The sequence below is a fragment of the Mucilaginibacter sp. NFX135 genome (assembly GCF_048565145.1).
In the GTDB taxonomy this organism is placed as follows: Bacteria; Bacteroidota; Bacteroidia; order Sphingobacteriales; family Sphingobacteriaceae; genus Mucilaginibacter.
The window spans coordinates 5,416,156-5,430,350 of the sequence record NZ_CP183412.1; the positions used below are offsets into that span (position 1 = coordinate 5,416,156).

12 protein-coding genes are annotated in these 14,195 nt (G+C 42.1%); 5 read left to right on the forward strand and 7 right to left on the reverse strand.

Translation table 11 applies throughout. The annotated features are described in order from the left end of the window. Window positions 1-30: 30 nt before the first annotated feature. Complete coding sequence (locus tag ACNURT_RS22645) at window positions 31-996, forward strand: Gfo/Idh/MocA family protein (RefSeq protein ID WP_419699592.1); 966 nt, start codon at window positions 31-33, stop codon at window positions 994-996. 68 nt (window positions 997-1,064) lie between these two features. On the opposite strand, the gene ACNURT_RS22650 is transcribed toward ACNURT_RS22645, so the two are convergent. From ACNURT_RS22650 to ACNURT_RS22680, 7 genes are all read right to left on the reverse strand, one after another. Next, window positions 1,065-1,913, reverse strand: a complete 849-nt coding sequence (locus tag ACNURT_RS22650) for a metallophosphoesterase family protein (protein WP_419699593.1) — start codon at window positions 1,911-1,913, stop codon at window positions 1,065-1,067. A 126-nt stretch (window positions 1,914-2,039) separates the two neighbouring features. Then, on the reverse strand, window positions 2,040-2,492 hold the full coding sequence (locus ACNURT_RS22655; RefSeq protein WP_419699594.1) for a hypothetical protein: 453 nt from the start codon (window positions 2,490-2,492) through the stop codon (window positions 2,040-2,042). 93 nt (window positions 2,493-2,585) lie between these two features. Next, a complete protein-coding gene (locus ACNURT_RS22660) occupies window positions 2,586-3,404 on the reverse strand; it encodes a glycerophosphodiester phosphodiesterase family protein (RefSeq protein WP_419699595.1) in 819 nt (272 codons plus the stop codon). Between the two features lie 24 nt (window positions 3,405-3,428). After that, window positions 3,429-4,523, reverse strand: coding sequence for an alkaline phosphatase family protein (locus ACNURT_RS22665; protein WP_419699596.1), 1,095 nt, complete (start codon window positions 4,521-4,523; stop codon window positions 3,429-3,431). Window positions 4,524-4,600: 77 nt separating this feature from the next. Next, window positions 4,601-6,211, reverse strand: coding sequence for a SusD/RagB family nutrient-binding outer membrane lipoprotein (locus ACNURT_RS22670; RefSeq protein WP_419699597.1), 1,611 nt, complete (start codon window positions 6,209-6,211; stop codon window positions 4,601-4,603). Window positions 6,212-6,225: 14 nt separating this feature from the next. Further along, window positions 6,226-9,543 carry a carboxypeptidase-like regulatory domain-containing protein gene (locus tag ACNURT_RS22675; RefSeq protein WP_419699598.1) on the reverse strand — a complete coding sequence of 1,106 codons (3,318 nt, stop codon included), beginning with the start codon at window positions 9,541-9,543 and terminating at the stop codon, window positions 6,226-6,228. Between the two features lie 180 nt (window positions 9,544-9,723). Further along, the gene (locus tag ACNURT_RS22680; protein ID WP_419699599.1) at window positions 9,724-10,308 is read right to left on the reverse strand and encodes a phosphonate degradation HD-domain oxygenase; all 585 of its coding nucleotides are present in this window, start codon (window positions 10,306-10,308) and stop codon (window positions 9,724-9,726) included. A 255-nt stretch (window positions 10,309-10,563) separates the two neighbouring features. On the opposite strand from ACNURT_RS22680, the gene ACNURT_RS22685 reads away from it, so the two are divergent. The 4 genes from ACNURT_RS22685 to ACNURT_RS22700 all read left to right on the forward strand — a co-directional run bounded on the left by ACNURT_RS22685 (window position 10,564) and on the right by ACNURT_RS22700 (window position 14,143). Continuing rightward, on the forward strand, window positions 10,564-11,142 hold the full coding sequence (locus ACNURT_RS22685; protein ID WP_370996267.1) for a helix-turn-helix domain-containing protein: 579 nt from the start codon (window positions 10,564-10,566) through the stop codon (window positions 11,140-11,142). Between the two features lie 331 nt (window positions 11,143-11,473). Beyond that, window positions 11,474-11,626: a hypothetical protein gene (locus ACNURT_RS22690; protein WP_419699600.1), complete on the forward strand. Its 153-nt coding sequence runs from the start codon at window positions 11,474-11,476 to the stop codon at window positions 11,624-11,626. Between the two features lie 2 nt (window positions 11,627-11,628). Beyond that, window positions 11,629-12,975: a DUF5690 family protein gene (locus ACNURT_RS22695; protein WP_419699601.1), complete on the forward strand. Its 1,347-nt coding sequence runs from the start codon at window positions 11,629-11,631 to the stop codon at window positions 12,973-12,975. Window positions 12,976-12,979: 4 nt separating this feature from the next. Then, on the forward strand, window positions 12,980-14,143 hold the full coding sequence (locus tag ACNURT_RS22700; protein ID WP_419699602.1) for a TIGR03364 family FAD-dependent oxidoreductase: 1,164 nt from the start codon (window positions 12,980-12,982) through the stop codon (window positions 14,141-14,143). Window positions 14,144-14,195 lie beyond the last annotated feature (52 nt).

Sequence of the window (14,195 nt, forward strand, 5' to 3'; positions counted from 1 at the left end):
CTTTTGGCTTCGGACTCAGAACTTAAGACTATGATCAAATGGGGAATAATAGGTTGCGGGCGTATTGCCCACCGGTTTATGCAGGGGCTTCAGGAAGTAGCGGATACCCAACTGGTGGCTTCCTGGTCAAGAACACCATCCACGGTTAATGCCTTCGTAGAACAATATGGAGGTATTGCCTGCGCCAGTGTGGATGACTTGTTAGCCAGCGATATCGACGCGGTTTATATTGCCACCCTACCCGATAGCCATGCCGCTTATAGCATCGCCGCGTTAAAAGCAGGCAAACACGTACTTTGTGAAAAACCGGTTACCGTTAGCCTGCCCGAACTGGAACAGGTGCTTGCCGTGGCCAAAGCTTGTAATTTGCTTTTTATGGAAGGCATGAAACCGGCCTTCTACCCTTTATACCTGCGTTTAAAAGAACATCTTGCCCATGATCCTATTGGCCCGGCTGGTTATGTACGCGCGGGATCATCAGTTGCGGATCTTTCTGCCAATCATCCTAATTTCAGCCTGGAACTTGCAGGCGGGGGGCTAATGCAGATAGGCGTATACGAAGCTTTTTTGGCGATAGACTGGCTGGGTGAACTACAGGATGTACAGGCCATGGGGCGTTTTGGCAGCACCGGGGTAGATATGTTCACCATATTTCAAACGCTGCATACAGGTGGCTATTCACAACTATATGCCGGGTTTGATCTGCATGGCAAAGGCGACGCCCTAATTGCCGGGCCCCTGGGTCATATTACCATACATAAAAACTGGTGGAACCCTGCCCGTGCTACTATCGATTACCTGGATGGCCGGATTGTTGAATTAAACGAACCTTTTACCGCTGGCGGACTTAATTATGAGATAGCTCATTTTTGCGACCTGATCAAGGCGGGCAAAACAGAAAGCCCTGTCATCAGCCACCAAATGTCAAAACAAATGATCGACCTGATTGACAGGGCTCGTGTGCAGATAGGGTTGAAGTTTCCGTCTGAGAAATAATTCTGAGACGCATGTGATGCGTCTCTACATTTCATTTTCGTAGAGACACATTACATGTGTCTCCTTATTTACAATTTATTTGAGTTAAGCACCGGATTTTGACTGGCGTTTACCTGGTAAGTGTAGATAGCGTTTTCATTGTCAACCTCCACTATGCGATATCCCTTATAATCGGTACCCCAGTTGCCCCCAATATGCGAATCAAAAAAATGTGGAAATTTATCGCCGGTATAACGAATGCCATCAAGCAAATGATCGTGCCCATGAAAAGTAGCCTTTACATTTGGGTACCCATGTAGTAGCTCCATGGTTTCTGGGCAATCCACAAAAAAATCATCTTTTTGCCATTTGAACGGGGCGATGTGCAGTATCACAAACACGATCTTCTTATCCTTGAATTTCTCTAATGAAGCCTTGATAAAAACATTATCCGGGCAAACATAGGTGCCTTTGGTATCAGCCGTATTGGCCAGTACAAATGCAATATCACCAAACTCTACTGTGTACTTATCTTCATAACCAAAATTCTTTTGCCAAAGGGCCGCGTCTGCAAAATCATGATTACCGGGGATGGTATGATAAGGCATATTAAACTTATCCAAATATTGGGTTTTTATCTCGGGCAGCAAATCGGGGCGGTTATGAACCAGGTCGCCGTTAACAATTACCATATCCAGGTGGTTCTTAGCATGATCGGCATTGATCCATTTAACCATATTGCCGGTGTTCAGCGCATAATCGGTATCGGGTTGTCCGTAATGGATATCAGATGCCAGGGCAAAGCGCAGTTTAAGTCTGCCTTTATTTTGGCGGTTATACTCGTTATTAACGTTTGCAAAAGTATTAACAGCAGGCAGTAAGGTTAAGGCTGCTATACCGGCCAGTCCGGTACCAATAAATTCTCTGCGGGTACTCATGTCTGTTTTTTTAGTAAAAATACGGTACAGGTGTTAAGTTAGGATTAAGGATAGAGAGTGAATAGAAAAAATATAACCGTTTACCCTACTCTAAAAAAGTAATCTCGTCACTTATCATTTACATTTTTAAGAAGTGCCTTCATTCAACAAGGCCTGTCGAAAGTATTTCTGGGCCGTATTATAAATAATCTTATTATGGCCTGCAACTCTCCTAACTTCAATAGTGATGTTCTTACTACGGTCAACCATTTCAAACGATAAGTATTTTGATCTTCGATACTCCCCCCATGATATCTCTATTACATCTTTCCAATATATCGTTATACCCGTCATATAAATCGTTACCTTCTCTTCATCAAACTCAAGTGCTACTTCGTTTTTGAAAGCAGAAATAATATGCTTCAAAAGAACTAAAATGAAGACCACTGTGAAGAATAAAAGCCCAAATACAACTATTACCCAAGGCTTAAATTCGTTAGCCAATATCCCCATAGAAACTAACGCACTAATAATGAAAATGAAAAAAATCATACCAAACCATGCAAAAATCTTACTATACTTAAATGTTGTTATTCCCATAGATAATATTCTCTTTCAAATATAATAACATAATAAGTCAACTTGTAAGTATTCTATGAGGACGCATACAAGGCAAAGGAGTTAAGAACATACCTACCTTAACCCCTTCCCTTTTAAATATTTCACCAATGCGGCCGGATGATCAGTCTGAAAACCAGATAATCCTACAGCTAAAGCCTTATCCCAATCTGCCGGGCCCTCGCCTCCACTCTGAATATCAGGCCAAACGGGAATGTGCTTATCTTCGGCAAATTTTACCATATCGGCGTTATACTGCTTATAGCTTCCATCCAGTATATCAGGCTGATACTTCATGATAAAGCTATCCATTCCTGCAACTGTTTTTACACTATCAGGCAAACTCAACATCAGGGGCATTTTGGGAGCAGCTTTACGCCAACCGGTAAATTGGGGAGCGCTGTTGATGTAAACCAATACCTGTTTTTCCATACCATATTGCTTGATCATTTGATAGGCCAAAGCCGGATCGGCAGCTTTAAAATCAAGATAGATATTGATCTTGTTTTTACACAATTGCAAGATCTGTTTAAATGTGGGGATGCGATAAATTTCTGTTGATGTTGTATCCTTACTTTTTACCCGGAGTTGTTCAAGCTCTGCCAGGGCCAGGTCTTTAACCTGCCCTTGTCCGTTGGTCATCCGGTTCACAGTACCATCATGCATGCTTACCAGTTCGCCATCTTTTGTTGTCCGCAAATCTATCTCCACATAATCTGCCTCATTTTTGATGGCTTCCTGATAAGCCGCTAATGTATTTTCCGGGTAGATCACGTGATCGCCCCGGTGCGCGGAGATTATAAATTTATGCTTTGATACCGGTGCCGGGTTAGGCTGCCAGTTATCACCGACTGCTAATAAAAATAATACTGTAATTAATATCGCTAAACGCATTTGTTTTTTGTTGATAATGAGTTATTATTTACCAAAAACACTCTCTACAGCATCCCCAACTTCATGACCTGCCGATGCTTTAAAATCAAAGCCCAGTAATTTGGCTATGGTTTGGGCCAGTTGTTTGTGGTAAGTTGTTGCAGGTAATTTCATTTCGCCACCGGCAGGTGTGTCGGGGCCTAAAACGGCAAACCAGGTTTGCTCAGAATGCGGGGTCTCGGTACCATGATCGCGCCATTTGGTTAAAGGCACATCCCCCCTGCCGTGATCACAGGTGATGATGAGGGTGGTTTTATTTTTATAAGCCGGATCGGTTTGCACATATTGCCACAATTGTTTTATATAATCATCTTCCTGACGGATACGATCAAGATAAAACTTATAATTACCAGCATGTGCCAGATCGTCCGGTTCATCGAAGGCTACGTATAAGGCACGCGGTTTAAATTGCTGCATGTAAGTTTTGGCAAACTCAAAGGTTAAAAAGTCGATCCGAGTGGAATCGCCCAGGAAATGCGGCACTTCATTCAGCATTTCGTTCAGATGTTTTAACCGGTCATTCATCCCCGGAATATTTACAGGCATATAACCCGAATTGTTCAGGATGCCCGAACGCGGGGTATTCAATATCTGTGTAAACCTCTCCCATGACGAAAAAGCGGCAACCTTATGCTGAAAGCCTTTTTGCTTATTTAAAAATTCCAGCACATTCATATTTGGGTTAGTAATGGCCTCATTGGTGTTCATGCGCGGGTCAGGGAAACCGGTGAATATCTCATTATAGCCTGGATACGAAAAATGAAACGAATTGGCTACCTCATCTTTGCTGCCCAAATCACGGTTGCCATACATTTGACCTTGCTGAACAAGGGTCGACCAGAAAAACGGCATCAACAGCTTGCGGCGGTCATTGACATTTGGCGTCCAAAAATTTTTACGAACCGCATCTTTCTCATTCGTTTCGTTTGAATTGATCAGGGCCGAATCTGCACCGCGGAAAACCTCCTGCCAGCGTAAGCCATCAATGGTTACAATGATCACGTTCTCCGTCTTGTGCTGTTGCGCAAACAGCACCGAAAACGAGCCGGCAAATAGTACTGTTAAAATTATTTTTTTCATTGGGTTTTTATTTAATTCAACAAAGGCCCCCTGGTATACCGGGGGGCCTTTGTTATTCATTATTTAATATTCATGGTTTATTTCAATATCCACATGGTAGCGTTGATATCATCGCTGCCGCCATATTGGCTGGCTAATGCTTTATTGTAATTAGTTGCATTAACGGTTCTTTCAGACGTTGGATATTCAAAACGCAATGGTATACGTGTACCATTACCGGTACCCGGGCCGGTAGTAAAAGTTGGCACACCGGTACGGCGATAAGTAAAGTATGATTCCAAACCTGAATGACGGAATAAGGCCAGATATTTTTGCTGTAATATTTGTTTGTAACCAGTTGCCCCGCCCGCGTATTTAACTAATGGCTGCGCATAATAAATATTCCAGTTTACGCTAACCTGATAGGTGTTATAACTGGTTCCGTCCGTTACACCCTTAGAACTTGCTGTAGGGTGGTAAAAATAGGCTGTGAATGCCCCGATACCGGTAGGTATGCTGTAAGAATCAAACGAAGCCTGGATACCTTTTTGATAATAAGCCTCGGCATCTCCTGTTGCCCAGCCCAGGTTAATACCTTCGGCAATATTGAACATTAGTTCGGGGTAACCTATCTGGATACTTGGTTCACCGGTATAAGTAGAATAGAAATGCTTACGGTTCAGGAACGAATAACGCTGCAACGTGGCCTTATTATACATCACCCCAAGATCAAGACCAGCATCAGCACCAACAAATGAAGCAAAATCAGTTGGGCTCTGTTTTAGCGTATCAACCAGGTAACGTGAAGGTTCGGCTGTAACAAATACCCTTGGATCTTTAAGCTGTGTAAGCAAGCCAACATAAGTTGCCGACATGTTTTGCCTTGAACCATTTTGCCCAAAATTGTTAGGATTTTGAGGATAGTAATTACTTGGAGAAACAAATACGTATTGCAAATTATCGGATATGTTCTCCATTAACGGATACTTGGCAGGATTACCTACTATAGCGGCAAACTGTGATTTAACGTCAATATCAGCCGTTTTTTTGCTTAGGGCTAATAACAACCTGATATGAAAGGCATTAACCGTTTTTTGCCATTTGGAAAGATCATTATTGAAGTAAATGTCATTACTTAAAGTTGAACCAACACCTGAACCAGCAATGGTTGGATCATTGATCAATTGAGTAAGATCAGCATTGGCACTCTCCAACCAGGCTAATGATTGAGTCATTACCGCTTTTTGAGTATCATAGGCAGGTGTAAGATTAGCTAAGCCTTGTATAGCATTCGTCATTGGTATATCACCCTCTTCTAAACTCATTTTGCTGAAGAAATATGCCCTAAAAAACTTACCTAACGCCTCGTATGGATTAATTGATCCACCACCCGTAGCGGTTGCTTGTTTTTCCATATCCAATACGTTTTTAATAGTGCTATAATAATTGTCGCCACCGCTGGCAAAACCATCATAACGGTTATTACCATAGTAATCGTAATTATAGATGTAATACTGGCAATATATTTCGTTGCTGCTTTGTGGCAGATCGGCCATTTGGTTTAATATACCGTTAAATAACAGCGATGCCGGTACTGTGCTGGGTACGTTGTTGTTTTTGGTCAGATCTTCAAAGCTCTTTTTACAGCCCGTTACCGCCAGTACCATAAATACCGGCAGCAAGTAATTGATAAATATCTTTTTCATCATTATTTAATTTTTAATTAGAATGATACATTTAAGTTAACACCATAGCTACGTACTGTTGGCGACTGTAAAACAGTGCTTGAAGTAGCATAGTTATATTGATCTAAATCCACATCCTTAAAGCGTTTGTCACCATAGAAGTATAATAAGTTACGGCCATATACCGATACAGATGCTTTTCTGATGAACGATTTATCTAACCATGCTTTCGGGAAATCATAACCCAGGGTTACCTCGCGCAATTTGGAAAATGTTTTGCTCATGAGGTTTGACTCATCAACGTTGTAATACTTACTCACGTAATCCTGCACCAGGGCTGTTTGTTTATTTGGTGAGTATTGCAGTGCGGCGTAGTTTATTATTCTGCCTGTTGCCGGGTCATAGTTGATAGAGGTTCCGTTTGATACGGTTACACCTGGGCCAACATAACTACCGTTGTAATCTGCTTTACCAAAATTTTGCCAGTCTTTATAACGGGCATCGCCAAGGGCGCCGGTAGCTGTTTCAATGTTTGAACCACCACGCATGGTTTTGTTGTGCATGTAGTCAATAATTACACCACCAACAGATCCGTCAAACTGAAAACCCAGGTTAAAGTTCTTGTAACGAACTTTATTGGAAATACTCCATTGGTATTTGGCATTTTCATTACCCAGATACTGTGCAACAGGTAGCACTAAAGGTTTACCGGCGGCATCATTGATGATCTGGCCCTGTGGGGTTCTGGCAAAAGCAGTACCATACAATTTGTCGGTACGATCGCCTTGTTTAAAGAACTGCTTGTAGGTATCCTGGTATCCGGTAGGGCTGGTTTTATCCGGTGGCAATTGTTCGTATACATCCTTAAAGGTTGATACGTTTACTAAAACATTCCAGGTAAAGCCACCTAAGTTTCTGATCGGCGTTCCTTCTATAGATGCTTCATAACCGGTTTTTTTGGTTTTTAAAGCATTCAGGTATAAAGTAGTATAACCGGTTGCGGTTGAAATACTGTTAGCCAATATCTGCGGACCGTCAATGTATTGGAAAGCGGTAGCAGAAAGACCTAAACGATTTTGTAAGAATTTAATATCAAAACCCTCTTCGTAGTTAACACGGGTTGAAGTTTTGATACCTGGTTGATACAGGAAGTCCGAAGCTGATGCAGCTGGCTGACTGTTATATGGTTTACTGGTTAAATAAAACGGATTAAGCTGATAGCTTGGACCGTTGTAAGGCGAGTTATAAGTACTGCCATAACCCAGTGGGTTCAGGAATAACGGATTTGAGTTAGGGCTGTTAGTAGTAGTTGAGCCACCCAATGCCGAAATAGCATTAAAGGGAGCAGGACCAATTGTTGGGCTTGATGCATCAGCTTTAACTGTTGAGTATGATGCTCTTGCTTTTAAGAAAGAAATAACCTCGGGCAGTTTAATGTAATCAGAGATCACGGTAGCTACCGATAAACTTGGATAATAATAGGTAGTTACGTTTTGAAATGCGGATGATTTATCAACACGGCCCGTGCTTGATAAGGTAGCATATTTACCAAAAGTAGCATCCAAAGAGTAATAACCGCTTAACACGCGCTCCTGTGAGCTAAAAGCGGTTGACTGTACCGGGTTTCTGGAGTTGGCAAAAGTATAAACTTCTGGTACGTTCAAATAATCGGTTGACGTCCAGCTGGAGTTATAATTAAAGCTACGTAAGTTTGAACCTACCACACCTGATAAATTCAGGAATTTTTGAACAGTGTAGTTATAGTTTAACATCAACTCCGTGTTGTTATCAAACAGGTTGCGGCGGTCTTCGCGGTAATCGCCCTGGTTACCTTCACGGCCATAAGGGTGAGCCGAGAATGGCAGGTCTTCTGTACGCAAAATATTATAGGTATCGATCTGTGAACGTAAAGTAACATTCAGATTATTATCAATCTTAAAATTACCCGACAGATATCCGTATACGTCATTTTTATAATGACCTCTTGTCCATTTTTCTGTTAATAACCAGGGGTTATGGTAACGGGTGTATTCGGCAAATACCGATTGAACACCTTCTTTACCCGGCTGCCAGATAGCTTTGATATCAGGTGCGTTCACATTCCAGTCGGCGCCTGTCCAAACGGCAATGTTATAAATGATACTGTTCGGACCGTATTGCACGTCTGGGAAGTTATCAGTTGATTGTCTGTTGAAATCAACGTTAGCTTCAAATTTCCAACGGCTGGTTGGGGTAAACGAGGCATAAAAATTGGCATTGGCTATATCCAGGTATTGCGCGGGGATGTAGCTGGTTTGATGCTGCTGCGAAACCGAGAAACGGGTTACATAAGTATCGCCTACAGCGCCTAATGAAATATTGTTGTTGGTTTGATACCCGGTTTTCAAGAAGTTTTTCAGGTTATCTTTACCGCGGGCAACCCATGGGGTCCCCTGGCGTACACCATTAACAACGGGGCTATCATACTGAGGTATTAACTGACCGGCAAAATAAGGCCCCCAAACATCATAATCACTATCAACACCACCTGGTGCGCCACCTTTACCATCAACAAAGGTATAAAAGGTATTTTCACCAGGACCATATGAGTTCTGTGTGCGCGGAAATGCCAGGAAGCCGGTATTCATTACCGTACTGCTGTTAATGTCAACGGTTAATCCTTTTTTGTTCTTTTCACCTTTTTTGGTGGTGATCAGGATAGCGCCGTTTTGTGCACGGCTGCCATATAACGCGGCAGCGGCCGGGCCTTTTAATACAGTATAGGTTTCAATATCGTCGGGACTGATATTATAAGTATCTGTATTGATCGGGAAACCGTCGACAACGTATAAAGTTACGGAGTTACCCCTTATTAATACCGAAGGGTTACCCAATAACTCTGCCGATGGACCTACCGATAAACCTGCCACTTTACCTGTTAAACCGGTAATAGGGTTAGGGTCACGGGCGGTAGTTACATCGGCGCCGTTAACTGCCTGCAGGGCGTAGCCAATGCGCCGGGTTTCCTTTTTAACACCAAGAGCGGTTACAACAACCTCATTAAGCGTTTTGCTGTTACCGTTCATACTTACATTAATAATGGCCTTGTCGCTCACAACTACTGATTGTGGGGTATAGCCGATAAATGTAAAAATGAGTGTTTGACCGTTGGCGGCCGTAATAAAGTAACGACCATCTACATCGGTAACAGTACCTTTGTTTTGATCTTTAATTTTCACACTTACTCCGGGAAGCGGCAAATGGTTTTCGTCGGTAACGGTACCGCTTATTTTGGTTTGTCCAAATAAAATAGATGGCGTAATACAAAATAATAAAACCGTGATAAGGTTTTTTAGTCTCTGGTAAAACTTGTTCATCTGCTAAAATTTAAAGGTGAAAGGATTGATTTTTTCATGCAGCAATACTAAACTTTGTTTATTATTAGTAAACCAATTTAGTATTAAGCTATACTTAATCTTATGTTCACCCTGTGTTAAGTAGGCGGTTTTTGTAACAACGGAATTACATATTCCTTACAAAAACTTAATATAGAAATATCAACTGTTTACCAGTTGCAGGTGGGTTAGCGCTATAGATTTTAAATAATCGAGGTTGTTTACGGGTTGGTTCATCTCTTTGGCCATGTCGTCCCAGTACCGTAGTCTTATAATCAGTTCGGCGTCAGGATTTAGCTCAAAATCCGTTGCTTCTTCTTCGGTCATTACACCGCCCTGAAACTCAAGTGTGCCCTTACTTGCGTCAGACAAACGGTTATAATATTCGGGATATTTATAAGTAAGATAACGCTTTGCTATTACGTGGCCCTGTACCAGATTGGCAACCCTTTCAGAAAAACCACGCTCCAATAAATAATCGGCGCCCAGTTTTTCATGATCAACATTACCCATGCCATCCATACTTCCTGCCTCCTCGGCATCAGCGCATAAATGGCCTATGTCATGAAAAAAAGCGGCCAAAATTACCTCATCGTCAAAGCCTTCGGCCTGCGCCAAGGCAGCAGCCTGAGACATGTGCTCCAATTGCGAAACCGGTTCGCCTATATAATCTTCGTCACCAAATTTTTCATAAAGTGAAAACACTTCATTTACAACAGCCTGCGGATCATATTGGGAAAAAGCCATGGTTAGTTTATTTTTTGCAAATAAAGGGTATCCACATTATGAAAATATTAAATGTTTGTAAAATATCGTTTTCGCTTAATATTAACTATCAATTATACGTTATTAACTCATTAATATCATTATTAGGTAATTAGCTACCTGTTTTTATGTTTTTCAGGGATTCATTTTAAGAACGATGCTGATTGATTGAGGTTTTTTGAATTTTGACTTTTGGATTTTGACAACTACTTTGCACCCGCTAATGGAGACTAAATAATGGAAGAAGATATACTGATACAGATCAGTAACCGGATAAAAGAGCGCCGTCGTGAAAAAAATATCACCGTACAGGAACTGGCTATACGGGCCAATGTGAGTAAAGGATTGATATCACAGATCGAGAACAGCCGTACCATACCATCGCTCATGGTACTGATTGAAATTATTAAGGCCCTGGAAATTGACCTGAATGATTTTTTTAAGGATATCCGCTCAAAAAGTGATCATTTACCTGTATTAATAAAACGCAAGAGTGAGTACGAGCATTTTGAAAAAGAACACACCGCAGGCTTCCATTACCAGCGCATTTTTACACAGTCCATCACGCAATCAACCGTTGATATTGTCATACTGGAACTTGAGCCCGGAGCGGAGCGTCCGTTGGTAGAAACGGATGCCTTTGAGTACAAATATATTTTACAGGGTGAAGTAGAATACCAGTTTAATGATGACAGGATAGTTATACACCAGGGCGATTCTATGTTATTTGATGGCCGTATCCCCCATACTCCCAAAAACCTGGGCAACACCACCGCCATTATGCTCGCGGTTTACTTTTTTGAAGAAAAAAAATAGAGTGGTGAATGGTGAGTAGTGAGTAGTGAGTTAAAAAAATAAAGTAAGGAATGTAAACCTCTACATAATGGGGAGTGGTGAATGGTGAGTAGTGAGTTAAAAAAAAGTAGAGAATGTAAAACCTCTACATACTCATAACTACCCACTAACCATATACTAATCCCAAAGTTACCCGTTAACCACTCACTCACCATTCACTACTCATCACTCACTACTCACCACTCACCACTCACTACTCACCACTCACCACTTAACTCAACCTTAACACAAATTTAGCTCAGTATTAATAAACAAAGTTTAGTATTGCTAAACATTGTTTTATTGATATTATATGGCTATTAAATTAGTGGTATTTGACCTTGCCGGCACTGCGGTTAAAGATGATCAAGAGGTGAACAAAGCTTTCCACGCGGCCTTAAAAAAATACAGATCCTCTCACATCAGTGATGATATAGCACAGATAGTTGATATCATAAATCAATAAAAATGATAAAACTGATGGAGCAACTTAGGGCAAAAGTAGCTAAATGGCCGTATTCCCTGTTATCAATAATAGCTGCTGTAGCCTCATTCGGCTTATACACTTCTATGTATGCCTTTCGCAAGGCCTTTGCGGCCGGCACCTTTACCGGTCAGCAATACCTGCATATTGATTATAAGGTATGGTTGGTGATAGCCCAGGTAATAGGGTATACCTTCAGCAAGTTTTACGGCATCCGTTTCATAGCCGAGGTAAACAGCAAAAACAGGGCACGTTATATTTTAACATTAATTGGCATTGCCTGGCTGGCATTGCTGGCTTTTGCTGTGGTACCTGCTCCTTTCAATATCATTTTTCTCTTCATCAACGGCTTTCCGCTTGGGCTGATCTGGGGCCTGGTATTTGGTTACCTGGAAGGCCGGCGTTCTACCGAGTTTATGGCAGCGGTGCTATCTATTAGTTTAATATTTGCTTCGGGCTTTGTAAAAACGGTTGGGCGTACCCTGCTCAGCGTTTTTCACGTAAACGAATATCATATGCCCTTTTTAACAGGAGCCATATTTGTTTTACCCCTGCTACTATTTGTATTTTGGATGGAGCTGATGCCCGCCCCTACAGCCGAGGACCAAAAGCTGCGTACCAAACGCAGCCCCATGAACGCTACCGAACGTAAACAATTCCTGATGCGTTTTTTACCCGGCATCATCCTCACTATTATCATTTATGTGCTGCTCACCATTATGCGCGATGTGCGCGATAATTTTGAGGTGGAGATATGGGCCGATCTGGGCGTAAAAAGCAACAGTATTTATACCAATATCGATTCTATCATATCTATCATTGTACTGGTTGCTATGAGTTTGCTTATTTTGGTTAAAAAGAATTTAAAGGCTTTCAGCATTATCCATCTGCTCATTATTGGTGGCTGTGTATTGGTTGGCGTATCAACCCTGTTATTTACCATGAAGCTGATAAGCCCTATAAGCTGGATGACCATGGCCGGACTCGGTCTTTACCTGGGATACGTGCCGTATAACGCCATATTTTTTGAGCGGATGATAGCCACTTTTAACTATAAAAGCAATGTTGGCTTTATCATGTACGTGGCCGATTCTATGGGTTACCTGGGCAGCGTAAGCATCCTGCTGGTAAAAGAACTGGGCCACCCAAATATTAGCTGGGGTCACTTTTTTCAGGAAGGCGTTATGATTGTTGGTTTTGTTGGTGGTAGCTGTGGTGTACTGTCTCTCATTTACTTTTTGCAAAGCGCAAGGCCAAGTCAAAATTCAAAAGTTAAAAGTCAAAAAAAACCTGATTTAACGGGTGATGATCTGATAACCATATCAAACTAAAAAAATGAATACAAACCCATCAGAAAACTCTCCCATTACGGCGCGTGGCGGCTCTGCCATCATTATTGGCGCGGGCATTGTTGGTTTAGCCACCGCCCGTGCCTTAGCCATGCGTGGCTATAAGGTAACTGTATTTGAGCGTAACGAGCGTGCAGTTGGCGCTTCCATCCGTAACTTTGGGATGGTATGGCCAATTGGGCAGGCAACCGGCCCCATGTATGATCGCGCCATGCTATCGCGCAGCATCTGGAAAACTATTTGTACCGAAGCCGGTATCTGGCATAATGAAGTAGGATCATTGCACCTGGCTTATCATGATGATGAGTTGCAGGCTATTAAAGAATATGTAGAGGTTAATCACCCATTCAGGGACTGTGCCCTATTAACCCCGGCCCAAACTTTTGACAAATCACTGGCTGTAAACCCCGAGGGATTAAAAGGCGCTTTGTGGAGTGGTGAGGACATGATCATAGAATCGCGCGAGGCAGTTGGGCAGGTAGCCAAATACCTGGCCGAAAAATATGGCGTAGAGTTTCACTGGAATACTGCCATTAGCCGTATCGAGCACCCTAAAGTAATATCCGGCAGCCGAAGCTGGCAGGCCGATGAAATATTTGTATGCAGCGGTGCCGAGTTTGAAACCTTGTACCCCGAGCTGTTTGCTCAAACACCTATAACCAAATGTAAACTACAGATGATGCGCCTGGTTACCCAGCCTGATGAATGGCGCATAGGCCCTTCGTTATGCGGTGGTTTATCCATGATCCATTACCCTGGTTTTCAGTCGGCAGCTTCATTACCCGCTTTGCGCAAACGTTACGAAGAACAGTATGCCACACACCTAAAATGGGGTATCCACGTAATGGTTTCACAAAATGGCAGCGGCGAATTAACCATCGGCGATTCGCATGAATATGGCCTGGTACATGATCCTTTTGATAAGGCATTTATTAATAATTTAATAATAGAGTACTTACATACTTTTGCCACCTTTAAGGACTGGAAACTCCTGCAGTCATGGCATGGTATTTACCCCAAAATGACTAATGGGGCTACCGAGCTTATTGTTGATATCGAACCCGGTGTAACCATCATTAACGGAATGGGCGGTAACGGCATGACACTTTCATTTGGCCTGTGCGAGGAAGTAATAGCAGCAAGGAATTAGTCTATGGTTTGTAGTTGATAGTTCATAGTAACTACAAACAATTGACGATTAT

What these genes read in the sequence shown, in the direction of transcription:
- ACNURT_RS22660 (WP_419699595.1), bottom strand. Translation starts at nt 3,404, where the DNA reads ATGCGTTTAGCGATATTAATTACAGTATTATTTTTATTAGCAGTCGGT.
- ACNURT_RS22675 (WP_419699598.1), bottom strand. Translation starts at nt 9,543, where the DNA reads ATGAACAAGTTTTACCAGAGACTAAAAAACCTTATCACGGTTTTATTA.
- ACNURT_RS22700 (WP_419699602.1), top strand. Translation starts at nt 12,980, where the DNA reads ATGAATACAAACCCATCAGAAAACTCTCCCATTACGGCGCGTGGCGGC.
- ACNURT_RS22670 (WP_419699597.1), bottom strand. Translation starts at nt 6,211, where the DNA reads ATGATGAAAAAGATATTTATCAATTACTTGCTGCCGGTATTTATGGTA.
- ACNURT_RS22650 (WP_419699593.1), bottom strand. Translation starts at nt 1,913, where the DNA reads ATGAGTACCCGCAGAGAATTTATTGGTACCGGACTGGCCGGTATAGCA.
- ACNURT_RS22680 (WP_419699599.1), bottom strand. Translation starts at nt 10,308, where the DNA reads ATGGCTTTTTCCCAATATGATCCGCAGGCTGTTGTAAATGAAGTGTTT.
- ACNURT_RS22690 (WP_419699600.1), top strand. Translation starts at nt 11,474, where the DNA reads ATGGCTATTAAATTAGTGGTATTTGACCTTGCCGGCACTGCGGTTAAA.
- ACNURT_RS22645 (WP_419699592.1), top strand. Translation starts at nt 31, where the DNA reads ATGATCAAATGGGGAATAATAGGTTGCGGGCGTATTGCCCACCGGTTT.
- ACNURT_RS22695 (WP_419699601.1), top strand. Translation starts at nt 11,629, where the DNA reads ATGATAAAACTGATGGAGCAACTTAGGGCAAAAGTAGCTAAATGGCCG.
- ACNURT_RS22655 (WP_419699594.1), bottom strand. Translation starts at nt 2,492, where the DNA reads ATGGGAATAACAACATTTAAGTATAGTAAGATTTTTGCATGGTTTGGT.
- ACNURT_RS22685 (WP_370996267.1), top strand. Translation starts at nt 10,564, where the DNA reads ATGGAAGAAGATATACTGATACAGATCAGTAACCGGATAAAAGAGCGC.
- ACNURT_RS22665 (WP_419699596.1), bottom strand. Translation starts at nt 4,523, where the DNA reads ATGAAAAAAATAATTTTAACAGTACTATTTGCCGGCTCGTTTTCGGTG.